This is a genomic window from Ruegeria sp. BB10 (assembly GCF_056535725.1).
Genome location: NZ_JBQFIW010000001.1, coordinates 569,407 through 596,125, shown reverse-complemented (window position 1 = coordinate 596,125; position 26,719 = coordinate 569,407). Strand labels below are relative to the sequence as shown.

Annotated in this window: 18 protein-coding genes, 3 pseudogenes and 1 riboswitch; of the genes and pseudogenes, 4 read left to right on the top strand and 17 right to left on the bottom strand. The window is 58.2% G+C overall.

Going from position 1 to position 26,719, the window contains the following annotated elements; all coding sequences use genetic code 11:
- The first annotated feature begins 54 nt into the window (after positions 1–54).
- On the top strand, positions 55–957 hold the full coding sequence (locus tag ACR3EP_RS03065; RefSeq protein WP_480636272.1) for a DMT family transporter: 903 nt from the start codon (positions 55–57) through the stop codon (positions 955–957).
- Here the strand turns inward: ACR3EP_RS03065 and glmM are convergent.
- The 10 genes and pseudogenes from glmM to ACR3EP_RS03015 all read right to left on the bottom strand — a co-directional run bounded on the left by glmM (position 954) and on the right by ACR3EP_RS03015 (position 13,433).
- The gene (glmM, locus tag ACR3EP_RS03060; protein WP_170348337.1) at positions 954–2,297 is read right to left on the bottom strand and encodes a phosphoglucosamine mutase; all 1,344 of its coding nucleotides are present in this window, start codon (positions 2,295–2,297) and stop codon (positions 954–956) included. The two genes, ACR3EP_RS03065 and glmM, sit on opposite strands and share 4 nt — an antisense overlap.
- Before the next feature lie 34 nt (positions 2,298–2,331).
- Positions 2,332–3,330: a dihydropteroate synthase gene (gene folP / locus ACR3EP_RS03055; RefSeq protein ID WP_480636270.1), complete on the bottom strand. Its 999-nt coding sequence runs from the start codon at positions 3,328–3,330 to the stop codon at positions 2,332–2,334.
- Positions 3,327–4,247, bottom strand: a complete 921-nt coding sequence (locus tag ACR3EP_RS03050) for a dihydroneopterin aldolase (protein ID WP_480636269.1) — start codon at positions 4,245–4,247, stop codon at positions 3,327–3,329. The genes folP and ACR3EP_RS03050 overlap by 4 nt, the downstream gene beginning before the upstream one ends.
- Positions 4,248–4,349: 102 nt before the next feature.
- Positions 4,350–5,723 (bottom strand): multicopper oxidase family protein, encoded by a 1,374-nt coding sequence (locus ACR3EP_RS03045; protein ID WP_480636267.1) that lies wholly within the window; start codon positions 5,721–5,723, stop codon positions 4,350–4,352.
- Positions 5,724–5,796: 73 nt separating this feature from the next.
- On the bottom strand, positions 5,797–6,438 hold the full coding sequence (locus ACR3EP_RS03040) for a cell wall hydrolase (protein ID WP_170357870.1): 642 nt from the start codon (positions 6,436–6,438) through the stop codon (positions 5,797–5,799).
- Between the two features lie 186 nt (positions 6,439–6,624).
- On the bottom strand, positions 6,625–9,186 hold the full coding sequence (locus ACR3EP_RS03035; protein WP_480636265.1) for a putative PEP-binding protein: 2,562 nt from the start codon (positions 9,184–9,186) through the stop codon (positions 6,625–6,627).
- 43 nt (positions 9,187–9,229) lie between these two features.
- A pseudogene (locus ACR3EP_RS03030) lies at positions 9,230–9,754 on the bottom strand (DALR anticodon-binding domain-containing protein); the annotation flags it as partial.
- Positions 9,755–10,186: 432 nt separating this feature from the next.
- Positions 10,187–11,680: pseudogene (glyS, locus tag ACR3EP_RS03025) on the bottom strand (glycine--tRNA ligase subunit beta); the annotation flags it as partial.
- A gap of 9 nt (positions 11,681–11,689) precedes the next feature.
- Complete coding sequence (gene gltS, locus ACR3EP_RS03020; protein WP_480636263.1) at positions 11,690–12,910, bottom strand: sodium/glutamate symporter; 1,221 nt, start codon at positions 12,908–12,910, stop codon at positions 11,690–11,692.
- A gap of 1 nt (position 12,911) precedes the next feature.
- A complete protein-coding gene (locus ACR3EP_RS03015; RefSeq protein WP_170374809.1) occupies positions 12,912–13,433 on the bottom strand; it encodes a DUF6446 family protein in 522 nt (173 codons plus the stop codon).
- Positions 13,434–13,524: 91 nt separating this feature from the next.
- On the opposite strand from ACR3EP_RS03015, the gene ACR3EP_RS03010 reads away from it, so the two are divergent.
- Positions 13,525–14,157, top strand: coding sequence for a MarC family protein (locus ACR3EP_RS03010; RefSeq protein ID WP_480636262.1), 633 nt, complete (start codon positions 13,525–13,527; stop codon positions 14,155–14,157).
- A gap of 8 nt (positions 14,158–14,165) precedes the next feature.
- Here ACR3EP_RS03010 and ACR3EP_RS03005 read toward each other — a convergent pair whose 3' ends face one another.
- Positions 14,166–15,095 (bottom strand): glycine--tRNA ligase subunit alpha, encoded by a 930-nt coding sequence (locus tag ACR3EP_RS03005; RefSeq protein ID WP_480636261.1) that lies wholly within the window; start codon positions 15,093–15,095, stop codon positions 14,166–14,168.
- A gap of 205 nt (positions 15,096–15,300) precedes the next feature.
- Here ACR3EP_RS03005 and ACR3EP_RS03000 point away from each other — a divergent pair, with 205 nt between their 5' ends.
- Complete coding sequence (locus tag ACR3EP_RS03000; RefSeq protein WP_480636260.1) at positions 15,301–17,040, top strand: serine protease; 1,740 nt, start codon at positions 15,301–15,303, stop codon at positions 17,038–17,040.
- 50 nt (positions 17,041–17,090) lie between these two features.
- Here the strand turns inward: ACR3EP_RS03000 and ACR3EP_RS02995 are convergent, their stop codons facing one another.
- The 5 genes from ACR3EP_RS02995 to metZ form a co-directional block, all read right to left on the bottom strand.
- A complete protein-coding gene (locus tag ACR3EP_RS02995) occupies positions 17,091–18,665 on the bottom strand; it encodes a thiamine pyrophosphate-binding protein (RefSeq protein WP_480636258.1) in 1,575 nt (524 codons plus the stop codon).
- Positions 18,665–20,113 carry a TrkH family potassium uptake protein gene (locus tag ACR3EP_RS02990; RefSeq protein WP_170348324.1) on the bottom strand — a complete coding sequence of 483 codons (1,449 nt, stop codon included), beginning with the start codon at positions 20,111–20,113 and terminating at the stop codon, positions 18,665–18,667. The genes ACR3EP_RS02995 and ACR3EP_RS02990 overlap by 1 nt, the downstream gene beginning before the upstream one ends.
- Positions 20,114–20,163: 50 nt before the next feature.
- Positions 20,164–20,841: a hypothetical protein gene (locus ACR3EP_RS02985; RefSeq protein WP_480636256.1), complete on the bottom strand. Its 678-nt coding sequence runs from the start codon at positions 20,839–20,841 to the stop codon at positions 20,164–20,166.
- Between the two features lie 277 nt (positions 20,842–21,118).
- Positions 21,119–22,222: a GTP cyclohydrolase FolE2 gene (folE2, locus tag ACR3EP_RS02980; RefSeq protein ID WP_480636254.1), complete on the bottom strand. Its 1,104-nt coding sequence runs from the start codon at positions 22,220–22,222 to the stop codon at positions 21,119–21,121.
- Between the two features lie 168 nt (positions 22,223–22,390).
- Complete coding sequence (metZ, locus tag ACR3EP_RS02975) at positions 22,391–23,581, bottom strand: O-succinylhomoserine sulfhydrylase (RefSeq protein ID WP_480636253.1); 1,191 nt, start codon at positions 23,579–23,581, stop codon at positions 22,391–22,393.
- A 65-nt stretch (positions 23,582–23,646) separates the two neighbouring features.
- A riboswitch (SAM riboswitch) is annotated at positions 23,647–23,724 on the bottom strand.
- 122 nt (positions 23,725–23,846) lie between these two features.
- On the opposite strand from metZ, the gene ACR3EP_RS02970 reads away from it, so the two are divergent.
- Positions 23,847–24,545 carry a glutathione S-transferase N-terminal domain-containing protein gene (locus tag ACR3EP_RS02970; protein ID WP_480636251.1) on the top strand — a complete coding sequence of 233 codons (699 nt, stop codon included), beginning with the start codon at positions 23,847–23,849 and terminating at the stop codon, positions 24,543–24,545.
- A 60-nt stretch (positions 24,546–24,605) separates the two neighbouring features.
- On the opposite strand, the pseudogene ACR3EP_RS02965 reads toward ACR3EP_RS02970, so the two are convergent.
- Positions 24,606–26,298: pseudogene (locus ACR3EP_RS02965) on the bottom strand (DUF3604 domain-containing protein).
- Positions 26,299–26,719: the final 421 nt, after the last annotated feature.

Sequence of the window (26,719 nt, the reverse complement as noted above, 5' to 3'; positions counted from 1 at the left end):
CGGCCAAGTGGCCGCCCTTTTTCGTCACAACCGCTTTTGACCCCAAGGCGTAACATGGTTGATCAACCCACATCCCGCGATTGGAGCGGCGTGATCGCTTTAGGCCTCATATGGGGCGGCACGTTCATGGTCGTCGCAATGGCGCTTGAGGGATACGGGCCTGTGACAGTTGCCACTGCACGTACGACTCTGGGCGCGTTGACATTGCTGGGGATGATGGCGTTGACCGGTCGCAAGCTGCCGACTGGCGATCTGAACCTGTGGGTGTTCATTGCTATTATTGGACTGCTTTCTACCGCCCTGCCCTTCATGTTGCTCAGCTGGGGGCAGCAATATGTGGCCTCGGCCTTTGCCGGGCTGTCGATGGCGGCAATTCCGCTGATGGTTCTGCCATTGGCCCATTTCTTTTCAGACGAGCCGCTGAATGCCCGCAGATTCCTTGGAGTCTCACTGGGATTTTGCGGTGCATTGGTGTTGATCGGGCCGGGTTTGGCGCAGATCGGGCAAGGTAACGAACCCCTGGCACAATTGGCCTGCATCGGCGCAGCTTTGTGTTACTCCTGCGCGTCTATCTTCACACGGCGCTGCCCGCCGATTGACCCAGTAGTGCTGGCAGCGCTGTCGTTGGTGGTTGGCGCCGTTCTTTTGTTGCCGATCATGCTGGTGACCGAGGGCTTGCCACGCTGGGAAGGAACACGCCCCGGTCTAGCCATTGTCGCGCTAGGTTTGTTACCGACCGCCTTTGCCACCTTGCTGCGCGTATCGATCATTCGCAGCGCCGGGTCCGTCTTTCTGACGCTGGTCAATTATCAGGTGCCAATCTGGTCGATGGTTTTCGGCGCCTGGATCTTGTCCGAGGCCTTGCCCCTGCGCTTTTACATCGCGCTGACCATGATTCTGACCGGGCTGGCCATCAGCCAATGGTTTAGCCTGCGCAAGATGCTGATCGGGCGTTAACCGGCGACCGCCTCGACCTCGGCCACGATACCGTCGACGACTTGTGTCAACAGGGCATCATCCTCGCATTCTGCCATCACGCGAATCAGGGGTTCCGTCCCCGACTTGCGGATCAGCAGCCGTCCTTGCCCGTTCAGGCGCGCCTCGGCATCCGCAATGGCCGCTTTCACGGCGCTGGTTTCCAGTGGGGTTTGCCCCTCGCCGTAACGCACGTTTTTAAGCAGTTGTGGAACGGTTTCGAATTGCACCGACAGCTCGGACGCCTTGCGACCTGAATGCACCATCTCGGCCAGGAAATGCAGACCGGCCATCAGGCCGTCACCGGTGGTGGCATAATCGCTCATGACGATGTGGCCTGACTGCTCACCGCCCAAGTTGAACCCGCCTTCGCGCATCCTTTCGACGACATAGCGGTCACCAACGGCTGTTCGTTCCAGACGCAGCCCTTGCGCGGCAAGGTGCCGTTCCAACCCAAGGTTCGACATGACCGTCGCAACCAGCGCGCCGCCTTCAAGACGATCCGCCTTGGCCCAACAGGTCGCCAGCAACGCCATTAGCTGATCTCCGTCAGCCACCTGCCCGTTTTCGTCAACCATCACCACGCGGTCGGCGTCACCGTCCAGACAGATACCCACATCCGCGCCGTGCGCGACAACCGTCTCGGCCGCCAGCTGAGGTTTGGTCGAGCCGCAATTCAGGTTGATATTCTTACCGTTCGGCGCGATTCCGACCGGAATGACATCTGCGCCAAGCTCCCACAAAACCTCGGGCGCCGTGCGGTGGGCCGCGCCGTTGGCGCAATCGACCACTACTTTCAGCCCGTCCAGACGCAGATCGCGGGACAGCGAGGATTTTACCCGCTCACCATATCGAAACCGCGCATCATCCACCCGCCGGGCACGGCCAATGTTCTGTGCTTGCGCTGGTTTGACACCCTCTTCGATCAGACGTTCAATCTCCAGCTCAGCCTGATCGGACAGCTTGTACCCGTCGGGGCCAAAGAACTTGATACCGTTATCCTCAGCCGGGTTGTGGCTGGCCGAGATCATCACCCCCAGATCCGCGCGCATCGAGCGGGTCATCAACCCTACCGCCGGTGTCGGTACAGGACCCAACAGCAGCACGTTCATCCCTGTCGAGGTCAACCCAGCAGTCAGCGCGTTTTCCAGCATATACCCGGACAAGCGCGTATCCTTGCCGATCACCACCCGGTGCGCACCGGATCGATCGCGACGGAAATACCGCCCCACGGCAGCCCCAATGCGCAGGGCCATTTCGGCCGTAATCGGATGAGTATTGGCGGTGCCCCGCACCCCATCGGTTCCGAACAGCTTGCGCATTGTCTAACTCCGTAGTTACTCGTCTAGAACGGGATTACCGGACGGCGGCCCACAGACGCAAGGCCTGAGCGGTTTGAGCCACGTCATGAACACGCACGATCTGCATGCCTTGCGACAAACCGGCCAGTGCTACAGCGATTGATCCCGGCGCACGGGCATCCTTGCGCGGCTCTTGCCCGATTTGCCCGATAAAGCCCTTGCGCGAGACGCCCAGCAGAACCGGGCATCCCAAGCCATGGAAAAGGCTAAGATTTTTCAACAGTGTCAAATTATGCGCCTGGGTTTTACCGAACCCGATACCCGGATCGACCAAGATCTGATCGCGGCCCAGCCCAATCTGCTCCAGCTTTTCAACCTGACCTTCAAGGAAATCATAAACCTCCAGCGACACGTCATCATATTGCGGATCGTCCTGCATCACAGTTGGATCGCCCTGCATATGCATCACACAGACGGGCGCGTTAACCTCAGCGCAGAACGGCGCGAGATGCGGATCAAAGGTAAAGCCCGATACGTCATTGATTAGCCCCGCGCCTGTCGTCCACGCAGCCCGCGCCACGCTGGCCTTGCGGGTATCGATGGAAATCAGAGCATTCGTCTTGGCGCGAATGGCATCTATCAGGGGTTGCGTCCGGGCGATTTCCTCATCCTCGGGCACATAGGTAGCCCCCGGTCGGGTCGATTCACCGCCGATATCCAGAATGCTGGCACCATGCTCCACCATCCGCTCGGCAGCGGACACTGCCGTTTCAACCGAGTTGTGCACCCCGCCGTCCGAGAAGCTGTCGGGCGTGGCGTTGAGAATTCCCATGATCTGCGGGCGATCCATCGCCACACCAGCAATCTCTGCGCGTGGGCGCGTCAGACGGTTCAGTGCATCGGCTGGAATATCCCGCGCCGTGACAATCGTCGGCGCATCCGTGCGGGACAGCCGTTCTGCATGGGTGAACCACAATTCCTGCCCGGCAAGAGAAACCGCCCCGTCCGGGCGTACAGACCCGTGCTGTACCAGCGGTCGAAAATACGCAGTCACAGTTGCGCCTGATCCACTGGAATAGCGCGCAGAGGCGTCTTTGGAGCGTTCGGCAAGGCACCGCCGATCACCATCATTTCGCTGGCTTCAAAAGTGGCCGCAAACCAGGCTGCCAAGGCTACAGCGTCCGAAGGCGCCGCCGAAGGGCCATCAACCGCATCCAGCACAATCTTTGATGGGGCCCAGACACAAATCTGCCCATTCTTCATTGCCCAATCCAATTCCGTCCGCGTCGACACCACCACACAGCGATGATCCCGTGCGGCCAGAACCCAGGCGTTTTGCTCGATCGCCAGCAGATCAATCCGGCGTTGGGTCATCGCGTGACCAGTCTGTGGCAGCGTCAGTTCTGATGCGCCAACACACAGGATCAGCGGGCGCTGACGGTTCTCCAACTGATCAATCCAACCCGTCAGGTTGGCGGATGAAATGGCCTCGTTCGACAGGAATACCAACCGCGGATGGGGGCGTTCTTCTTCGACCACATCGTGGTGGATCGTGTCCTTGCCGCGCACGATTTCGACACCCAGCGCGCCCGGTCCACGATCAAGTTTTTCGATGCGAACAAAAGCTCTTACAGCCTGAGGCTCAAGCAAAATGCGCTCTGCCACGCGATCCGCCAACGTCTCAAGCAGGTTCAGACGTTCAGCCGCCAGTTCATGGGCAATCGCCTCGGTCACTCGGTCGTATGACAGAATGCGATCAACATCATCGTCAATCGGATCGGTCAGCGGCCGAACCTCTACAACAATGTTGAAGCAGATACGCTGTGTGGTGCCACGTTCGGCCTGAAAGGCACCGATCTCAACTTCAACGGTATGATCCCTGAGCGAGATGCGATCCAGCGGGCCGCGCGTCGCGGTCGCTTCTGACCGTTCAGACGGGTGCGCAAAAGCAAGGCGGATTTCAGAGCTCATTCGGCGAACCTTTTCGGGCTTGGTACACTAATCTACCAAATTTATAGGATGCGCGCGCATATAGCATCGCAACAAGCGCCATTCTAGTCGTTGATTGCGGCGTCAGGTTACGCGAAACCAGCTCATCATCCCGGATGCGGCGTGCCCCAGCATATGGCAATGCAGCAACCAGTCGCCCGGATTGTCGGCCACAAGGGCGATTTCACGGGTTTGTCCGCGCTCCACCAGCACCGTATCGCGCCATGGGCCAAGGCTGCCGTCGGGCAGGATTAGCCGAAAATGGTGCCCATGTAGGTGCATAGCATGCGGAAAAGCGGTTTCGTTGACGAACTCGATCCGGTGGGTACTACCGCGCTGCGCATCCAGAAAAGGGTCCAACGGGCGTTCAGCATACCCGTTCAAAGCCCAGAACCGGCCCAGTTGCGCCAATTCGCGGCCAGAAAGCTGCGTGCCGCCAAGCTGCGCGGATTCCAGCCACTGCATCGCACCACCCTGCAACGTCATCCGATGAACCGGGGCGCCGTCCAACACCACCTGTGCCAATGGATTCGCGGGCAAGAGCACAACGCCTGACCGGGCAGTCGTAGCCGAATTACCGGAAACCGGGAACCGCACCAGACCAAAGCCCCCGTCCCGCTCGCGACTGATCAGCCCGGCGACGGTGTCAGATTCCGCTGTTACGTCCACAATCAAGTCCGCGCGTTGAGCCGGGGCGAGTGGAAAACCGTCCTCAACCTCTAACGGGCTTTCAAGCGGCATTCCGTCCAGCGCAATGATCCATCCTGCCACCCCATCCAGAGCCAGATCGTAGATTCGCGCGTTAGAGGCATTGATCAGCCGCAGGCGCAAACGCTCGTGGCGGCGAGCGGGAAAAACAGGATCAAACTGGCCGTTGACCGAGATCAAGTTCCCCAACCGCCCGGCATGGCTTTGATCATGACCGTTGTCAAAATCCTCAACGATATGTCCGGTGTCTGGGTCCAGTCGCCAATCGTCCAGCATCAGTGTCAGGTCTTGGTCGACATCTGGCCCTGTAGCCTCTTCAACGATCAGCGGGCCGTATAAGCCGCGCGCCACCTGCTCGACCGAGCGGTTATGCGCGTGATACCAATAGGTTCCCGCGTCCGGGACGACAAAGTCATAATCGAACCCCTCGCCCGGTGCGATCACATCTTGCGTCAGGCCCGGCACACCGTCCATCGCGTTGTCGATCCGGATGCCATGCCAGTGCACTGTTGTTGGCTGAGGCAGCTCGTTCACCAACCTGCGCTGAACCCGCGCGCCCTGAGGCAAACGGATTTCGGCACCAGGTACACCACCGCCATAGGACCAGACAGGCGTTTGGGGAAAACCACTCGGGGCGATCTGCTGCATCGCAGTCTGTGCGATCAGATCAGAGCTTGATGCGCGGGCCGAGTGTGGCAGTACCGCCAGTGCGGCTGCTGATTGCAGAAATTGTCTGCGTGTAAACGTCATTGCGGGCCTCCTGGCCCGCAACATAGGTTATAAAACGCCCCGCGCCAGCAAGGTTCCAGCGCGGGTGCGTCAATCAGTTGCTCGCTGTTCGATAATTATGCCTGTAGAAAATATGAACTCCGATCCGCGCGGTTTCTTTATACACGCGCGACCAAGACGGACGAACCGCCGTGGTGTGATAGTGTGTGGCACCTTCGGTCAGTTCTTTGGTGACACCGTCGATGGCCGCACGCGCAACTTTAGCTACGCGCTCATACGCCTTCTTTTCGCGGATCACTTCCTTTTGGCCATCACAGGTGTAAGTGAACTGGCACTGGTATTTCTTACCGGTTCCCTGCTTGATCACGCCGCAAAGCGAGTCCGGGAACCGGCCACTGTCCACGCGATTCAGGATAACCTCGGCCACGGCAAACTGTCCGCGCACGCTTTCACCACGTGCTTCAAAGTACAGCGCCTCAGCTAGACACTTGAAATTCTCGTCCCCGGTGGCCTTGGGCTGTTGGTCCAGCCAATCCTTTGAGTACGACATTTTTTGGGGCTCAAGCTCTTTTCGGGGCTTGAACAGAGTCAGATAGTCGCGAAAATTCTGCCCGGGCACTTCGGTCCGGGTGACAAGTTCGCGTTCGGCAGTATCGGTGGCTTTCTTTTCAGCGAAAGACACACTTGGCAGCATGGTTGCCGCCAACGTGGCAGCAGCCAGTATGTATCGTAGCATCAGATAACCTCGCACAGGCACATATCGCGCCGTACCCTCCCCCGGCGGGCGCGACGAGGCATTTAGCGCAGTCCGGCGCAGACGTCCAGATCAGAAGAAAACGCAAGTGGAAAATCGCCCGTGGCGAAAATTAATTCTGCCACAAGGTTGCTTAAAAACCACTAATCCTAGGGCAAACAGCCTGTGTCAACCCCCAAGTCTGGACGAAATCGCCAGCTGAGCGGAAGCCAGCCGAGCGACAGGCACCCGGAACGGAGAGCAGGACACATAGTCAAACCCAAGATCGCGGCAGATGGCGATTGATTCGGGGTTACCGCCATGCTCGCCGCATACTGAAAGGGTAACATCCGGCTGGGCCTGACGTCCACGTTCCGCGCCGAGTTTCAGCAATTCTCCGACCCCGTCGGGGTCAAGCACATGGAACGGGTCCTCGACAAAAACGCCCTGACGAACATAGTCAGACATGAACCGACCCGCATCATCGCGTGACAGCCCGTAAGTCATCTGGGTCAGGTCATTGGTACCAAAGCTCAGGAATGCGGTTTGAGGGGCTATTTCATCCGCCCGTAAACAGGCCCGAGGCGTTTCGACCATCACGCCCAGACGGTATTCAAACTCTTCGCCCCGTTCGCCTGCAACAGACGCAGCGACCGAGTCGATACGGGATTTGACCAGCTCAACCTCGCGCTTGGCCGAAACCAACGGGATCATCACCTCGGGAACGACAGGCGCGCCGTCCTTGCTGGCCTCAAGCGTCGCCTCAAAAATGGCGCGTGCTTGCATGTCGTAGATCTCGGGCACAGTCACACCCAGACGCACACCGCGCAGACCCAGCATCGGGTTGTATTCAGTCATCGCTGCAACACGCCGTTCAACATCCGACACAGGCAAATCCAGCGCCTCAGCCAGCTCGCGCTGTCCACTGCGCGTGGTCGGCAAAAATTCGTGCAAAGGCGGGTCGAACAGGCGGATACAGACGGGCTGACCTTCCATGATACGGAACAGCTGAACGAAGTCTTCGCGCTGCATGGGCAGCAGACGCTCCAAAACCGCCGCGCGACCCGATGAAGTTTGCGCAAAGATCATCTCGCGCATCACGATCAGACGACCGGGATCAAAGAACATATGCTCGGTCCGACACAGGCCGATCCCCTGCGCCAAAAAGTTCCGTGCAGTCTGTGCGTCGGCCGGTGTATCCGCGTTGGCGCGGATGGCGATGTCGCGTTCATCATCCGCCCAGCCCATAAGCGTTTGAAAACAATCGTCCAAAGCTGCTTCAAGCATCGCGGGCTGTCCGGCCAGAACCTGCCCCGAGGACCCGTCGATCGTCAAAACGTCACCCGTCTTGAACACCCGCCCATCAGGGGCCGACAGCAGCCTTTTCTTGGTCTGGAACCGCATCTCGGACGCACCAACGATACAGGGCAAGCCCAAACCGCGCCCAATCACGGCGGCGTGGCTCGTCATACCGCCCTTTTCGGTCAGTACGGCGACCGCCGCATGCATCCCGCGCACATCTTCGGGCGAGGTTTCACGGCGTATCAGAATACACGGCTCGCCGCGCGCGGCGCTGGCCTGCGCCTCGGCGGCGGTGAACACGATCTTGCCCGTTGCAGCCCCAGGGCTGGCGGCAATACCGGTGGTCAGTACATCCCGTTCTGCCTCGGGGTGGACCTGACGGTGCAACATCTCGTTCAGGGAATGCGGATCGACTCGCATCACCGCCTCTTGCGGCGGTATGATGCCGTCTTCGGCCAGGCGAACGGCAATCCGCATCGCCGCCCGAGCGCTGCGCTGTACACGTACACCGTCCAGAATATGCACATGACCATTCTCTATCACGAACTCGACCTGCATTTCCTCGCGCAGCTTGGCGCGCATCAAGGCTGCGTGGGCCTTGAGTTCGGCAAATGCCTTGGGTGCAACCTCTTCCAGTGATTTCCCGCGCGGGTCCTTTTCCAGATACAGCGCTGCCACATCCGCACCCAGCGCATCGCGGCCTTGGCTTTGACTGAGATAACGACCGGTGATTTGCGGCAACCCAGTTGCAGGATCAATCAGTTGCAACACACCCGAGCCGCACTCACCCTGCCCCACGCCGGGGATCATTTCCTGAATGACCAAGCCCAACCCGGCATCCGCCGGCGCCCCCTTGGCCTGTCGCAGCAACCGGGCCGAGGTTCCATCCCACGCCCGCGCCATCGATCGAAGGACGGCAATCAGCTGCTCGCCCCGGTCTTGGGGAAATGCCTCGTCCGTTTCATCCTCATAAGCGCGCAAGGATTGGCTCAGCCCTTCGCTGCCATCCGCGCTGATATCGTCGAAAACATCCGCGTCCAGACGGGCCACATGAATTGCGTAGCTTTGGACAAAGCGCAAGTACAGCGCGGCGGCGGCCTCGGCGCCCATCGAATCCGACAGGTCAACGTAGCGCGCGTCGTTCATACCGATGTTCAAGATCGCACCGGGGCCACCCCAATCGGGGTCTTCGGAACTAGGCCGGACGCACAGCAACGCCGTCTGTTCAAACTGCTCCAGAACTGCGGCGATATCCGGTACCTGCCCTTCGGCAATCCGATGTACCGCGTCAAAGGACAGCGCCACCGTTCGCGGCACCGGAAGTTCCAAACGGACTAGACGTTGCAGACATTTCGCTCGCCCGCCGTGTGTGTTGGCGGCCACGGGCGCTTCGGTCGTTATCAGAGTGGTATGCGGATTATTCTGCACTGCAGCACCTTTTGGTTTCACCGCAGCATAAGCCCTTGCACCAATGGCGCAAGGGCGTTCTGGATTAACCTTCGATCTTGCTGAGGTCCGCCACGCTGGAACAAACCTGACGGATTTGGCTCAGCAGGTTCAGACGGTTGCGGCGCAGAATGTCGTTGTCCGTATTCACCTGAACCTCGTCAAAAAACGCATCGACCGGCCCACGCAGCTCCGCCATTGTCGTCATCGCCTTGGGGAAATCTTCGGCCTTGAGCGCCGGTTCGATCTTGCCCTGCGCCTGATCCAAAGCGGCAAACAGAGCCTTTTCGCTGTCCGTCTCCGCGAATTTCACATCCGCGCCATAGGAGTATTCGACGCCGTCTTTTTCCTCGGCCTGCGTGAGGATGTTGTTGGCGCGCTTGAACCCCTGCACAAGGTTCTCGCCATCCTCGGTCGCAATCACCGCATTCAGCGCACGGGCGCGTTTGACCAGCAGGTTGAGGTCGTCATTCCCCTCCATCGCAATACAGGCGTCGATGATGTCGTGACGAATACCCTCATCGCGGAGGAAGGTTTTGAGGCGGTCGTGGAAGAAGTTAAGAAGACTGGATACCAAACTAAAAGAGTACTCACCAAGTTCTTTCCAAACTTCTTTCTCATTTCCATTTGGATGAGGTACTTCCCCCATCAAAACGGCGGCCAGGCCATGCGCGTTCATCTCGTCGAAAAACATCATCAAACTAGTCAAGTTTGCTGACCGATATGTAAACTGTGTTCTAGATGTTGACGCCTTCTCGGAAATATGCCCCCTCTCATTCAGTTCTGAAACCTCAGACCTGAATTTGGCAACTGCCTTTTCGTCCAAGTCCCTATTGTGATACTTAAAGTAGTTGGCACGCGGTCGACCATCAAAATGCTGGTCCAAGTAGTTCACACTGTGGGAACTTAAACCTCCAAGTTCTTCACAAAACTCAGTCTCGTAATCAACAAACCCATCTGGGTCACGGAGGAGAGAAAACAGATGATCATTGATTGACTTGGTCAATGGAATTTTTAAATCATTCTCTAGTACCAACCGAATAACCCCCAACGCCGCACGGCGCAGGGCGAACGGATCCTTCGATCCGGTCGGCTTCTCATCAATCGCCCAGAACCCGGTCAGTGTGTCCAGCTTGTCGGCCAGTGCCACGGCCACCGACAGCGGCGCGGTCGGCACGTCGTCGGACGGGCCCAGCGGTGAGTAATGCTCCTGCGCAACGGCGGCCACGGTGGCGTCTTCGCCTGCGGCTTCAATATAATACCGCCCCATAAGCCCTTGAAGTTCGGGGAATTCATAAACCATTTCCGAGTTCAGATCAGCCTTGGCCAGACGCGCGGCTTTCTCGGCCTGATCCGCATCCGCGCCCGTCACCGGGGACAGTTCGCGAGCCAATGCCGCGATGCGGTCGATCCGCTCGGCCTGTGTGCCCAGCTTGTTGTGGAAAGTCACATTCTCCAGCGCGCGGGTCCATTGGGCGATGTCCGATTTGGCAACGCGCATGTCGTTTTCCCAGAAGAACTTGGCATCCGCCAGACGCGCCGACAGCACCTTTTGGTTCCCCGCCATAATGGTCGCGCCATTGTCGGCGGTCTCGCGGTTGGCGACGGTGATGAAACGCTCGATCCGGCCCGTCTTGGGGTTGCGGACCGAGAAGAACTTTTGATGCTCTTTCATCGAGGTCTGCAACACCTCGGGCGGCAGTTCCAGAAACTCTTCGTCGATCTTGCCCATCAGCACTACGGGCCATTCGACCAGACCGGCCACCTCGGCCAACAAACCCTTGTCATCGACCACTTCCAGACCCGCGGCAAAGGCCATGTTCTGGGCATCGTTCCAGATATGGTCTGCCCGGTCTTCTGGCTTTAGCACTACGAATGCACGTTTCAGCTTGGCAGCGTAATCGTCGAAGGACGTGACCGCGAACCGATCCGGCGCCATGAAACGGTGACCCGCAGTGGTGTCGCCCGCTTTGATCCCTTCGACCTCAAGCGGCACGACTTGCGCGCCAGCCTCATCGGACAGAATGCACAAGATTGAGTGCAACGGGCGCACCCAGCGCAGCGAACCGCCGCCCCAGCGCATAGACTTGGGCCAGGGAAAGTTTCGAATGGTGGTTTCAAGCACCTCGGCCACAATCTCGGCCGCAGGGCGTCCGGCTTTTTCGATAGTCGCGAAATAGACCGCGCCTTTGGGTGTATCGCGTTCTTCCAACTGATCGCGGGTCAGGCCCGCACCGCGCAGGAAGCCTTCGATGGCCTTGTCCGGTGCGCCGACTTTCGGCCCTTTGCGCTCTTCGCGGATCGTTGGGCTCTCAGTCAGAAGACCTTCGATCGCCAGCGTCAGGCGACGCGGCGTGGTCAGGGCGGCAGCCCCGGCATAGGTCAGACCGGCCTCAACCAAACCGTCGGTCATCCGTTTTTTCAGGTCCTCACCGGCGCGGGTCTGCATGCGGGCGGGGATTTCCTCGGAAAACAGTTCGATCAGCAGGTCGGGCATTTTCGGTCCTTAGAAATTAACGATCGTCTGAATGACGATGGCATTGGCGATATCCACAAAGAAGGCGGATACAAGGGGCAGCACGATAAAGGCAATAGGCGACGGGCCATATCGCTTGGTAACTGCGGTCATATTGGCAATAGCGGTCGGCGTCGCACCCAAAGCAAAGCCGCCGAACCCCGCAGACAGAACAGCAGCGCGATAGTTGCCGCCCATCACCGGAAACAGAACCCAGATCACGAACGCCACGGCAAACAGGGTCTGCGCACCCATGATAACGACGATGGCCAACCCCAGTTCGGCAATGGTCCAAAGCTGCAGGCTCATCAGCGACATGGCCAGAAACGCGCCCAGCGAAAACTCGGATATCAGCGCCAGCGAGGGAGTCCGAGACACCGGCGGCGCCTTGGGGGCCAGAGCTGCGCGAACATTGGCAATGACGATCCCCATGATCAAGCAGGGCACGAACAAGGGCAGTTTCAACCCGGTAGCCGCGATTGCCTCGCTCAAAAAATATCCGAAGATGATCGCCAGATTCAGATAGAGCAACACGCGCATGATGGTCAGGTGGTCGATCATGGTCTCGGCCTCGGCGGCATCATCCGGCAGCCCAACTGTGTGTTCTTCGTCCGGGCGTTCCGGGGTCAACTTCTTGCCTTCGACCAATAGACGGGCAATCGGCCCGCCCACCAGCGCGGCCAACACAAGGCCAAGCGTCGCCACGGCCACGCCGAGTTCAGTCGCGCCCTCAAGCCCGGTGACTGCGCCAACCTCGGGGGCCCACGCGATGGCGGTACCATGCCCGCCAATCAGAGACGCAGAGCCAAAGAGAACCCCAGCTTGGGCCGGATAGCCAAAGGCAACTGCTCCGGCGGCACCGACGGCATTCTGGGCAACTATTGTCACCAACGTCAGAATGAGCAGCAGGAACAAAGGCTTGCCGCCGGAAATCAAATCGGCAAGCCGCGCATTCAACCCAATTCCGGCAAAGAACACGATCAGCAGAAAATCCCGCGAGGCAAGGTCGAACGTCAGCTCAAGCCCTGCCACGACATACAGAACCAGCAATACTAGAGACGCCAGCAACCCGCCGGTGACAGGCTCAGGGATATTGAATTGACGCAGCGGAGCGACCCGAGAGTTGATCTCGGCCCCTATCAGATAGACCGCAATGCCAAGCGTGGCGGTCAGAAAATTGGGAATGTGAAGCATTTCCTCGACTTCGGGCATCTCAGTCCCCCGGCCGTGGCGGGCATTCCTCGCCCACAACCGTTCCGTCATAGGCTTTTTCACCGCAATTGTTCAGCGCGTGCCAGACATAGCCCTTGCCGTCAGTGGTCACCGCGACGATACGATCCACGCCATAGTGTATGTTCTTGGCCCCCATAAAAGCTTGCGCCTGTCCAGACTTTAGAGCCTCGGCAATGGCAACCGCGTCGTAGCAGTCAAACCAGCCCGGCGCGGTCAGCGGTTCGGGGTTTTCGACCGGCTGAAAAGCCGCAAGATCATCGCTCGTCATCTCGGTCTCAAAACACGCCCGGTATCGGATCGGAGAGCTGTCCGCATCAATCGCCTGAAACGCCGTGTACGGGATCGGCTGGGGTTCCTCTGCCCCCTCAACAAGCAATTCCACGTCCTTCCCTGGCTGGGGCGCGACGTCATAGTAGAACCCGTACACCTGAAGGTAATACATGCCCACCCCGGCCAAAGCCGCAGAAACAATAAGGATGATTGCAAGCAGTTTTCCGGTCATCTTCTCAACATCCCGATCACGCGGCCTCTTTCAACTTGGCGGAAAATAGGCCAGTTTCCAAACTGATACAGGTCGGAACGAGGCTATTCGAATGGACATGACCCTTGCCGTTGGGTTCTTCGGCGCGCTGTTTGCGATTATGAACCCGATCACCAACCTGCCCGTTTTCCTGAGCGTCACCGACGGCCTGACGCCCACCGACCAGCGCAAGGTCGCGGCGAAAACCGCCACGTACTGCCTGATCCTGGGCGGAGCGTTTGCGGCCATTGGCAATCAGACGCTTGGCCTGTTCGGCATCAGTGTGGATGATCTGCGTGTTGCAGGCGGTTTGGTCGTTCTCATGATCGGTCTGAATATGCTGAACGGCAATGAAAGTACCTCGCACCATGGAACCAAAGGGGAAAAGCAGGCTTACCCCGAACCCGCGACGGTCGCCTTCTACCCGCTGGCCTTTCCTATTCTGGTCGGTCCCGGCACGATCACGACGCTGATCCTGTACGCCCACCATATCGCAAAACCCATAGACGCCATCATCTATGCGGGCGTGTTTCTGGTGGTTCTGTTTTTGTTGTTCATCACCTTCTGGAACGCTTCGGCCCTGGCCAAACGCCTGTCCGACAACGCGCGCGTAATCATGAGCCGTTTCATGGGCATGATCCTGTCGGCCATCGCGATCAGCATGATCGCGGATGGCCTGAAAGTGCTGTTGCCGGGATTGGCCTGAGCCCGCCATCAGGCCTCGAACCCGGCTGCCCCGGTCTGTACAAACGCATCGGCACATTGCTTGGCCAGCGCCCGGACCCGGCCGATATAGGCCTGCCGTTCGGTCACCGAGATCACGCCCCGCGCGTCCAGCAGGTTAAAGATGTGGCTGGCCTTGATGCACTGATCGTATGCGGGATGCGCCATCACGATGCGCTTGCCGGTTTTGGGATCGTCATGGTCCTGCGCCAAAATAGCGGCGCATTCTGCCTCGGCCTCTTCGAAATGGCGCAGCAGAACTTCGGTGTTGGCCACGTCAAAGTTCCAGCGGGCGTATTCCTCTTCGGTCTGTTTGAAGATGTCGCCATAGGTCAGCGGGCTGGGTGATTGCGGATCGTTAAAGGGCATGTCCATCACGTGATCAATGCCCAGCACATACATTGCCAGACGCTCCAGACCATAGGTCAGTTCACCCGAAACGGGTGTGCAGTCATGGCCGCCGACTTGCTGAAAATAGGTGAACTGGCTGACTTCCATGCCGTCACACCAGACCTCCCAACCCAGACCCCAGGCGCCCAGTGTGGGGCTTTCCCAGTCATCTTCAACAAAGCGGATGTCATGCAGGTCCATATCTATACCGATGGCCTGTAGGCTACCCAGATACAGCTCTTGTAGATCCGGCGGGCTGGGTTTGATCAGCACCTGATACTGGTAATAGTGCTGCAACCGGTTGGGGTTTTCACCGTATCGCCCATCGGTTGGACGGCGCGAGGGTTGCACATAGGCCGCCGCCCACGGCTTTGACCCCAAAGCGCGCAGCGTGGTGGCCGGGTGGAACGTACCTGCACCGACCTCCATGTCATAGGGCTGCAGGATCGCGCAGCCTTTCGAAGCCCAATAGGTCTGAAGTCGCAGGATAATTTCCTGAAAAGAACGTGGTGCGCTGGACGGTTCGGTCATGACATTCCCTTTGGGCACGTCTGCGCCCTGTTCCGGTCGGTTTTGTCCTTCCTATGCAAGGGGCCAAGGGGCGTCAACGGGCCAATCGGGTTGGGCTGTCACTGCACCGCCACACTGGAAATTCCCCGTATTCCAGGCATGGCTTTCTGCGGTTCAATTCGCGTAGTCTGCCGCAAAGCTAAAACACTGCGAACACGGGCAGACAATGACACGCATATTCACTGTAATTTTGTTTCTATTTTCTATCGGCGCAGGCGCCGTATCAGCGCAACAGGACGCTGGCGTCTGGGTTCAGGTCGAGGCGCGCCCTTCGCTGCGCGAGGCACAAGAGCGCGCGCAGGCTTATTCGAGCCTCTTGCCGGACGTAAACGGATTTCGCCTGAACTCTGGCTGGTATGCTATTGTTATCGGGCCTTATTTGCGCAGTGACGCTGAACAGGTACTGGACGTTTACCGTGCCGAAGGGCAGATACCGGCTGACAGCTACATAGCCTTCACCAGCTCTCTGGGTCAGCAGTTCTGGCCAGTCGGTGCGAATATCCTGAACCGGGGAGTGGTGACACCGCCCGTCGAAAACACTCCACAACCGGAAGCGACCGTTTCGGGGTTGTCGGCTGAGCCCGCAGATGAAACCCGCTCGCAAGCCCTACAGTCCGAACGCCTGCTCACTGCGCAAGAGCGTCGGGATTTGCAGACAGCCTTGCAGGCCGCAGGGTTTTACAACGCCACTATCGACGGCGCGTTTGGTCAAGGCACGCGCCGATCGATGGGTGACTGGCAACGATTCAACGGTTTTGAAGCCACCGGCGTTCTGACCACAGCGCAGCGCAAGTCGCTGATGGATGACTATAACGCGCCGCTGATCAGCGTCGGCATGGCGCGATATTCGGACCCGCAGGCAGGGATTGAACTCGACCTGCCATTGGATGTTCTTGCCTTTGACCGCTATGAGGCCCCGTTCGCGCATTTCAAAGGCACCACCGACCTGGATGCCAAAGCGCTGCTGATCAGTCAGAAGGGCGACAAGGCGACCCTACGCGCGCTCTACGAGGTCATGCAATCGCTAGAGATCGTCCCACTGGACGGCCCCCGACAATTGCGCGGTGATCGCTTTACACTGGAAGGTCGCGGGAACGGGGTTGTCTCGTACACCCAGGCCGCGCTGAAGGACGGCCAGATCAAAGGCTTCACGCTGGTCTGGCCCGAAGGGGATGAGGCCCGCCGGGCACGGGTTCTGGCCGCGCTCAAGGCCAGCTTCACCACAAACAGCGCCGTTCTAGACGCAGGGGCCGGTGCAAATGCCGAGCAACGGATCGATCTTGTTTCCGGCCTGCAAATCCGCAAGCCGCGCCTGTCCCGGTCCGGCTTTTTCACCGATGCTAGCGGTACAATCCTGACGGTATCCGAGGCCACCGACAGCTGCACCCGGATCACCCTGAACGACGATCAGGAAGTTCGGGTCGCCTGGGCCGATGCTGATCTGGGCGTGGCCGTTCTGCGGCCCCGGAACAACCTTGCGCCGATCAGCGTCGCGGAATTCGGCACCGATCAACCGCGCATCCAATCCGAGGTCGCAGTGTCGGGCTTTTCGTATCAGGGCGCATTGGGGGCGCCGACGCTGACCTATGGCCAGATTACTGACGTGCGCGGCCTGAATGGAGAAGACGGAGTGAAACGTCTGGCGATGGCCGCCCAGCCGGGCGATGCTGGCGGACCTGTTTTCGATGACGCCGGTCAGGTTGTCGGCATGTTGCTACCCACCCCGTCCGATGGGCGCACCCTACCCGCCTCGGTCAGTCTGGCAGCCACGGCTGAGCGGTTGAACGCGGCGCTTGAACAGGCAGGCGTCTCGGGCCAACCGGGTCAATCGACTGCCGAGATCTCACCCAACGAACTTAGCCGCAGAGCCAACGGAATGACTGTTCTGGTGCATTGTTGGGATTAATTTGATCCCCAAAAGTGGAACGCCGCCCCTTTGGGCGGCGTTTTTTTTGTTTACACGATATCAGGCGTTACGCGGATCAAGGTTGGAACCGGCGCGTCAAAGGCCGCGCGCACTGCAGTCTGCATCTCCGCCAAACTAGTAGGCGCGGCAGACAGGGCCCCGAAAGCCTCAGCCAGTTTGCAGAAATCCGGGTTGTGGGCGATCACCGCGTTCGGCGCGATCTGACCTCGGACCATGCTGTCCTCGATCTCTTTCAGCTTGCCGTTGTCCCATAGGATAATGGGCAGTGAAAGGCCCAGCTCGACCGCCACACCAAGTTCCATCATCGTATAGTGAAACCCGTAATCCCCGGCGACCACGGCTGTTGGTTTGTCCCGACGCGCAACCGCACCGCCAATACCAGCGGGCAAGCCATATCCCAGCGTGCCAAAGCCGGTCGGGTGATGCCAGTGATAGGGATAGGCCATGTCCCAGACCTCTTTCCCGGCATAGGCGATTTGGGTCATGTCGGAATAGATCATCGTATCCGCCGGCATGGCATCGCGCAGAGCATCAAGCACCGGAACGATCCCCGGCCGCTCGGCATCGACCTCGGCGCGCCAGCGTCTGCGTGCGTCGGTGATTTCTTCCGGCGTCCAACCCGTTGCAGGTTTTACCTTGTCAATCGCACCCCACAAGGCATGCGCAAAGCTTTCCCCATCAGCCTGCAGCTTGATGCCTGCACGATGGTGATCGGACAGAACCCTGGGATCAAGATCGACCCGCACCAGATGAGCGCTGTGCCCCAGGTTGTCGCGCCACAGATCGACCTCGCCCAGTTCGGCACCTACGGCGACTACAAGGTCAGCGGACCCAATCACCTCGGCGCTGCCGGGGCGCGTCAGCATGGCACCAAAGTCCAACGCATAGCCCTGCCCGGCCATCCCACGCCCAGCAAAAGTTGTGAAGCAGGCTGCTCCCAGTTCCGTCAATATCTGCCGCCACAGATTAGACCGCGCGCCACCGCCCAAAATGAACAACGGCCTGCGCGCGATATTCAACAAAGACATGACCGGAGCAATATCGGGCGGCAAAACCTTGGTGCGCAGCCCCGGCTGATTGGGAAACGGCGCGGGGTCGGCATCGGCCTCAAGCTGGGCAATCGGCACCTGAATATGTTTGGGGCGCGGTCGGGACAGTTCGAACTCTTCAAAAGCACGCTCGACCAGACCATAGGCGGCCTGTGCGGAATTGGCCTGCCGCGACCAGTCAGTCACGGTTTCAGCCGCCCCAAGCTGATCCTTCATCTGATGCAATTGCCCATGCACCGCTTGCGTTTCATCCAGACAAGAAGACATCACCAGCAGTGGCACCGAATCCGTATAGGCCTGCCCCATCGGTGTCATGATATTGCACAGCCCCGGCCCGGTGATCACATAGGCGACGCCCGGCTTGCCGGTCGCGCGGGCATAGCCATCGGCCATGAACCCGGCCCCCTGTTCATGCCGGGCCAACACATGTGTGATGCCAGCTTCTTCGATGCCGCGATACATTTCCTGATTGTGAACACCCGGAATGCCAAAAATCACGTCAACGCCCCGATCTTTCAACATATGCGAAATCTGGGCCCCCAAGGGTCTTTTCATTAGTTTCTCCAGAATTGGACGGTGAACAACGCGTAGACGGCCAGCAGTTCCAGCCGTCCGACCAACATGCCGATGGACAACAACCATTTGGCGGTGTCATTCAGCCCGGCGAAATTTCCTGCCGGACCGATCTGGCTGCCCAGTCCCGGCCCCACATTGGCCAGTGCGGTCGCAGCCCCCGAAACCGAAGTGATGAAGTCCAACCCCGTCAGCGCCAACGCCCAGGCCAGCACACCCAGCGACAGCACGAAGAACATGAAAAAACTCATCACCGAAGTCAGGACATCCGTCCCGATCGTGCGCCCGCCATATCGCGGGGCAAAAACGCCATGCGGTGACCGGATACGGCGAATTTGCGTTTTGATCGACGCAAACAGCAGCTGATACCGGAAAATCTTGATCGAACAGGCGGTCGAGCCCGCGCATCCGCCGATCAGACCGATCAAAAAGAACAGCATGACCGGGAAACTGCCCCACGTCATGTAATCAACGCTGGCATAACCCGTACCCGAAATGATCGAGGTGATGTTGAACAGCGATTCCCGGAACGCCTGTTCCCAATGATGTGGAAAGACTACGGTTAGGAACACCGCCATGACCACGACCAGCACCAGGATTGTCGCCAGGAATGTCTGTATCTGGCTGTCCTGCCACAGTGAGTTCGTGTTGCCATTGGCGAATTGAACATAGCGCACGAAAGGCAGCGCCGCGAGGATCATAAAGACCGCAGCCGCATACTCGGTCGGCCCCGAGAAACTGCCGAAGGACGTGTCGTAGTTCGAGAACCCTCCGGTCGCGATGGTTGTCATCGCATGCACCACGGCATCGAAAAACCCCATCCCCAAGCCGGCGTAGACAAGCGCGCAGACAAAGGTCAAAAAGACATAGATCAGGGATATCTGCCCAGCGATCTCTTGCGCGCGCGGCAGGATTTTCCCCATGGTTTCAAACCCTTCCGAACGGAAGATCTGCATCCCCCCCACGCGAAGTTCGGGCAGGAACACCATGGCGACTACAATAATCCCAATGCCGCCCAGCCATTGCAGCAATCCGCGCCACAACAGCAAACCCTGTGGCAGATTATCAAGCCCGGAAATGACAGTCGAACCAGTAGTGGTCAGCCCCGACATAGCCTCAAAATAAGCATCGACAAAGCGCAGCTCGGTCTCGCCGAATAAAAACGGGATTGCGCCGAAAAAGGGCAACGCCACCCAAACGCCGGTGGTCAGCAAAAAGGTCTGACGGATCGTCAGACCTTCGCCCACTCCGTTCGAACAACTGATGGACAGGATAACGCCCGTCAGCATGGTGATCACGCCGCTTCCCAGAAAAACAGGCCATTCGCCCCGGCCTTCGATGAAATCCGCAAGCATGGGAAGCATCATGGTCGCCCCAAGAATGGCGACCAACAGGCCAATCACATATCCAACCGGGCGCATATCCGTCATGAGGCGCAGCGTTGGCGCGCCTGCACGACTGTGTCAAGCGGATGTCCCGTTTACTCGTCGGTTTTGCTGACGGGTGTGGGCATTGCGGGCGGTTTTGAAGGCGCGCGCGTCCGGTTCTGAGGTGCCGCAGACTTGGCTGTATTCGCCAGAGGCGCCACAGGTTTCGCCTCGGCTTTGGGGGCCACAGGCTTGGCGGCAGGTGCAGCCGTTGGTTTTGCCGTCACCGATTTCGCCGCCTGCACTTTGGGCGCGGCTGGCTTGGCTGTGGCCTTGGGTGCGGCAGGTTTCGCTACTGCCTTTGGAGCCACGCGTTTTGCGGCAGGTTTGGGTGCGGCAGGTTTTGCCTCGGGCTTGACGGCCGCAGGTTTAGGCGCTGCAACCTTGGCCACTGCTGGCTGGGAGGCCGCATTTGCTACAACCGGTTTAGGTGATTCGGCTTTTGGGGTCGCTGCCGTCTTGGCCCGAACGCGCGGCTTGGACTTTGGTGCGGCGGTCGTTTTGACCTTGGCTACAGGCTTGGCAGCTGCCGCCTTGGATTTGAATTCCGGTTTCTTTTTGGCAGGTGCAGGAACCGACGAAGACGCGTGCAGAGCATTCACTGGAACGAAAGGCAGCTCCATGGCCGAATTCGCCAAAATCTGCATGATCTTCAGTTGGTTGCTGACTGCATAACCGGCCAGTCGAATGGCCGCCGCCTGAAACTCAAGCGGTTGGGTAATCGGATTCATTAGTCATTTCTCCTGTAAAAGCGAAGCAACCTTCCAAGAAAAGAACCGCTCTGCCCCACCCCGGTATTAGGGGCGAGTGACCAAGGCCTGAAATCCCCGGACATCGCACGTCGCGGCTTCCTTTTCAGAGTGGCCCGAGGGCTGACACGCCCTCACACCATGGCTGCGTTCACGGATAGTTTAACGCGAAACACACTGCGCGTGCAGAAATATTGCTGCAATGCGGCAATTTTTCGCCAATTGGATCAAAATGAGACAACAGGATGCTCTTTTCGATCTACCCGATGTGAAACAGGGTCGAGAACAAGCGTGGATCCAAGCTGGCGGAAACAAAGGTTGGCCCTTCGGTCAGCACCGACACTGCGTCGTGGCTGTGCAGGCTTTCCTGATGGCTGGCCACAACACGGAAATCACCGACATGATGATCGGCCAGAAGCTCGGCACAAAACAAGCGCGCGGCGTCTTCGACAAAGATTGGGTTCGCGGCATTCAGCTCAGCAAAGGCCTGTTCGTCCTCGCGCTTGACCATCACTTGCGTTTCGGTCGGTACGGCGCGGCGGCACAGGGCAATCAGATCTTCGAACCACAGGCAATCTGCTTTGCAATCAACAACAACGGAAATCCGCGCAACAGAACGCTGGGAATGCGGTGTCGCCAGTTGCCCCCGTGTGGACCGCGCATGTTCGCTCAGCTCAAGCGAACATGGGCAGGTGGATGAATAGACATAGTCCAGATGGATGATCTTCTGACGTACGCCGTTTTGTTCGACCAATTCCAACGCGATGTCGTAATACTGATACCCTTGCAGCCCCGATCGCAGGCTTTCCACCCGGTCCGGGTAGGATAACCGCATCTGGATACGCGCATCGAAACTGTCCAGATCGGTCATATAATCGTCCAGCGCAGCCTCCATGACCTCAAAACTGAACGTACGCTCGGCATGTTTGTAGAACGAGCGCATGATGCGGGACATGTTGATGCCCTTCTTTTCGGCATCAAGGCTGACCGTTCCGGTGACCGAGGTTTCAAGCGTGAGATCCTCACCATGTTTACGGTGGAACCGAATCGGCAATCGGAAATTAGAAATGCCCACATGCTGAATTTGTTGCATGGCCCCGCGGATCAGGCTGGACGGTCCGTTTTGAAGGTCCGGCAACGATGCCCGATAGGCCGCGTCAACTGTGAAGTCTTCGGCATATTCTCGCGACAGCGAAGGATAATTCACTGGAACCAGCCCGGGCACGAGGCGCGCAATTGCAGGATCAAGCTGGCTGATCTCAGCTTCACTCGCGGACTCGGCCCATTTGCGCAGCGTTCTAAGCGCGGCGGCGGCGTCTTCATTGTCAGGTGCGTCTTCAATGGTGCGGGGGTACACATTCATCGAACGGGGTTCCTCGGTTGGTCGCCGGACTATATACAGGTTCGACGCTTTTTCCAGTTTAACCGTATACGCATCAAAGTACGGCCCGGATGAAAATCCGCAAACATCGCGGGAGTTACGCCGCGTTTACGCAGTTTCACCCAAGGCATAACAGGATATAGAGCGTAGTTAGCGCTGAGAAACGTCCAAAGCGCGCTTAATATCGGCAAGCAGGTCGCCCGCATCCTCCAGACCGATGGACAGGCGGATCAGGCCGGGAGTAATGCCCAACTCGTCTTTCTGCTCATCGCTCAGCCGTTGGTGGGTCGTGGTCGCTGGATGGGTCGCAATCGATTTGGCGTCGCCCAGGTTGTTCGAAATCACCGGAATCGTCATCGCGTTGAGGAACGCAAACGCAGCCTCCTTTCCGCCCTTGATGTCCAGCGACAGAACGGTGCCGCCCTTACCGCCCAACTGTGATTGAACCAGCGCATTCTGCGGATGCGTCTTTAGCCCCGGATACAATGTGCGTTCCAACGCGGCGTGACCCTCCAGTGCCTCAGCCACGATCTGGGCCGTCTCAGCCTGAGCATTGACCCGCAGGGTCATCGTTTCCAGACCTTTCAGCATGATCCAGGCGTTAAACGGGCTCAGCGCCCCACCGGTGTGCTTCAGATAAGGCTCAACGGTGCCGCGGATGAAGTCCTTGGTGCCGATGATTACGCCGCCCAGCGCACGCCCCTGCCCGTCGATATGTTTGGTCGCCGAATAGACCACAACATCCGCGCCCTGCTCGATCGCACGCGAAAACACTGGGGTCGAGAACACATTGTCCACGACCACCATCGCACCAACTGCATGGGCCAGTTCGGCTACGGCCGAGATGTCGATCACCTCAAGCGTTGGGTTCGACATGGATTCAAAGAACACAGCCTTTGTGTCGGGCCGGATCGCTGCTTTCCATTCGTCCAGATTGGTGCCGTCTACAAAAGTTACATCTACACCAAACCGGGTCAGGATATTCTCGACAATATACAAGCATGAGCCGAACAGCGCCTTAGCCGAAACGATGTGGTCGCCTGCCTTCAGCATCGAGGTCAGCGCGCCATTGACAGCCGCCATGCCCGAAGCTGTGGCGAAAGCATCCTCGCCCCCCTCAAGCGCCGCGATACGCTGCTCAAACATCGACACGGTGGGGTTGCCATAGCGGGCATAGATGAACTCATCCGGGCCACATTCCAGAAAACGGGCCTCGGCCTGTTCGGCATTCTCATAGACGAACCCCTGGGTCAGAAAGATCGCCTCGCTAACCTCATTGTATTGGCTGCGGCGGATGCCGCCATGGACGGCTTGAGTGCGTTTGTTCCAGCTTTCGCTCATGTCATTCCTCTCGACCTTTGCCCGGCAAAGGCATCAAAAAAACCCCAGACGCGGTCAAGCGAAAGGGGCCTTTCATCCTGACCTTTTAGCGGTGTTGTTTAGCGTGGCCCGCAATCCGGTAACAAATCGCCACGTAGCTCTGCGAGAGGCAATACGCTTCGGGCGGTTTGCCGTCAAGCCCGGCGTTCCCCCGGTCACGGTTGCGTAATCGGCCCTTGCCGCCCCGTCAGAAACCCGCATGATCCATTCAACAAAAGGAGGGCACATGGCGGACCCGATTGATCTGTATTTTTGGCCTACCCCCAACGGGTGGAAGGTATCCATCGCGTTAGAAGAGATGGAGTTGCCCTATTCCACGCATCTGATCAACATCGGCAAGGGCGATCAGTTCGACCCCGAGTTCCTGAAGATTTCGCCCAACAACCGTATGCCTGCAATCTTTGACCCTGACGGGCCCGACGGCGCGCCGGTTTCCGTGTTCGAAAGCGGGGCAATCCTGATGTATCTGGCTCGCAAGACCGGGCGGTTTTATGGCAATACCGAGCGTGACCGGATCGCGGTCGAAGAATGGCTGATGTGGCAGATGGGCGGCGTTGGCCCGATGGCCGGTCAGGCGCATCACTTCCTGAAATACGCACCCTATATGGACCCACCGCAGGACCTGCCCTATGCAAAAGACCGCTACCGCACCGAGGTCGGGCGTTTATACGGCGTGCTGGATCGACGGCTGGCCGACAACGAATATGTCGCGGGCGACTTCTATTCCATTGCCGACATGTCAATCTGGGGCTGGGCCAGCCTATGGGAAGGCCAGCAGCAGGTGTTAAAGGACAAGCCGCACTTTACCCGCTGGCTGGAGACGGTCAGTGCCCGACCCGGCGTCCAAGCCGGTCGCGCACTGCATGCCGAATTGCGTGGAGATAATCGTGACAAGCAGGCGCAAGAGACCTTGTTCAAGCGATAAATCACATCGATCCAGTGTCAGCTGTGAGCCCATAGCGGACCGACACCGTGAATCGAACTACTATTGTGGAGAGTACCAAATAGGCGAAGTATAGGCGCGTTCCTGTGCTGTCATAGGGACGCCATCCGGCATGTCTATTCCGAATTTCACTGCATCATACGCCGTCCAGCGAGGGGTCGGAATTTCCATAACCCGGGCATAATAAAATGCGCTTTCCGAGGATCGAAATCTGGGTCCTGCCACACAGTTCCCAGCTCAGAGGCTCCAATTGTGTTGGTCCACGAGGGGATAGAAAGGTCCACTGTGGTGCCTACTGACGGCAACTTGCCAGCGGCATCTGGTTCGCGGGAACCAGACCAGGCCACGTCGTAGACTTTTTCCCGTTGCTCTCCATCTGCATCTAACCAGCCCTTTATGATCTGGATCTGATCCAGGTTTGCTCCCATCGGATCACGAAGCGCATATACTAGAAAGGAAGGTGCGCCTTCACCGGGGTAAAGATCACCACCCATCGGCACCCTTTGCTGTATCCCACAAGCGCCAGGTCGCGCCGTAGGGCATCTTCTTCGGTAAAAGAATATCCTCCGAACATACGGACGCGCATTCTGGGCCCTGTAGTTGCGTAGGTTTCACGCCGATGCATCGCATCCCAAATGGCTTCTCGGGAATTCTCCTGCGCCCACACAGCTGTCAAACCACCAGTAATGTATTGCGACGAAAGCAGCGCAACAGTCCCGTCAGCATAGGTCTTACTGACATGTTGGCTGCGCTCTTCGCTGGGCTCGTAACCGGTGAACTTCCCGAAGAAATTGTCGTTATCTGGAGCCGTTAAACCTGTGTGTGTCACTGGCCCCACCTGGCCAAACTTGAACGGGTTTACTCCCAAAGCCTTTTCCAAAGATAAGCCTCGAAGTAACCCGGATCGAGCGTATTCACCGGGCAACATTGCTGGCTCTTTCGGAACCGAAGCATCCAGATTGCCGTAATCCCATGTTTCGAAGTCAGCAAATTCATCGTCAGGTGATAGGAACGGGTGGGCCTCACCATCTCCCTTAATCTGCGTTGGTTCGTATAGTCTTTCCCATTTGTTTCGCGCTTCTGCGTATGCGGGATCTAACGGCACCCCATCCGCGAAGTCATCGACTAACGGGAACATCCAGCCGTTAGACAAGTTCCCATTATGTGGAATAGCAAGAACACGCCCGCCTATCGTTTGCTCATAGTTCTCCAACCACTTCCAAAGATCACGAGGGTTAGGTGAGCCCACAGGTGGCGTTGTTGTATAAGGCAGTATCTGTCTTGTGAGCTCAGGGCCATCGCGAAAGATCACATTTCGGTGCAAATTGTTCCCTGCGACGAGAGATGTCCATTCATAGGCGATAAAGGTGCTGAACACGCCCGGATCATTGTACTCTTCCGCGGCATCGATAATTTCGCCCCAAACACGGGCATACGCAGGGTTGCCTGGTTGATAGTTCAGCGCAGGGGAAACCTGTCCTTGCGCAAACGCGGCTGTAAGCTCAAGCGCAGCCGCTAGAGCGGCTTCCTCCTTATTGAATTCTTCATGGAAATATCTGCCTTGCTCATCTGCCAAGATGTTGGGAGCACCTCCGATTATATCGGTAATCGCACCCATAGCATCCGAATGATCTGTAATCATAAAGAAATCGAGAGGCCTCGACAACTTTACAGGTTGCCCCGTGTTCGACACAACTTCTTCGCCACGCGCAAACCGATAGGCATCATGAGGCATGAGGCGCGTACCGCCCCACCAGCATCCCCGGAAAGACCAGTGTGAACGTGAGTGTCACCAAAATAGACTTGAGTTGGATACGCACGTTCGGCGTAAGGTGAATAAGGTCGACCGGAAGGGCCTGAAAGGCCTGACGGATTTATTGCATCCTGAGCTAGGACTGGGCTCCCAGAATGAGAGCTGCCGGCAAAACATAGCGAAACAATTTTTCCTCCATAATTGAAGGCACCATAGCACAACTCTGCTCGAGAAGTTATTTCGACTGAGTTCGAAGGTTTGCTAAGTCCGCATTGCAGACCTATCCCCCCGCCCGCACCATCACATCCAGCTCCGCGAGATATCCTCAACATCTCTGCGTTCAAATTGGGCACCAAATGCGCACAGCATTTCGACATGCGCTGAGGCAACAAGGGAAAGCCAG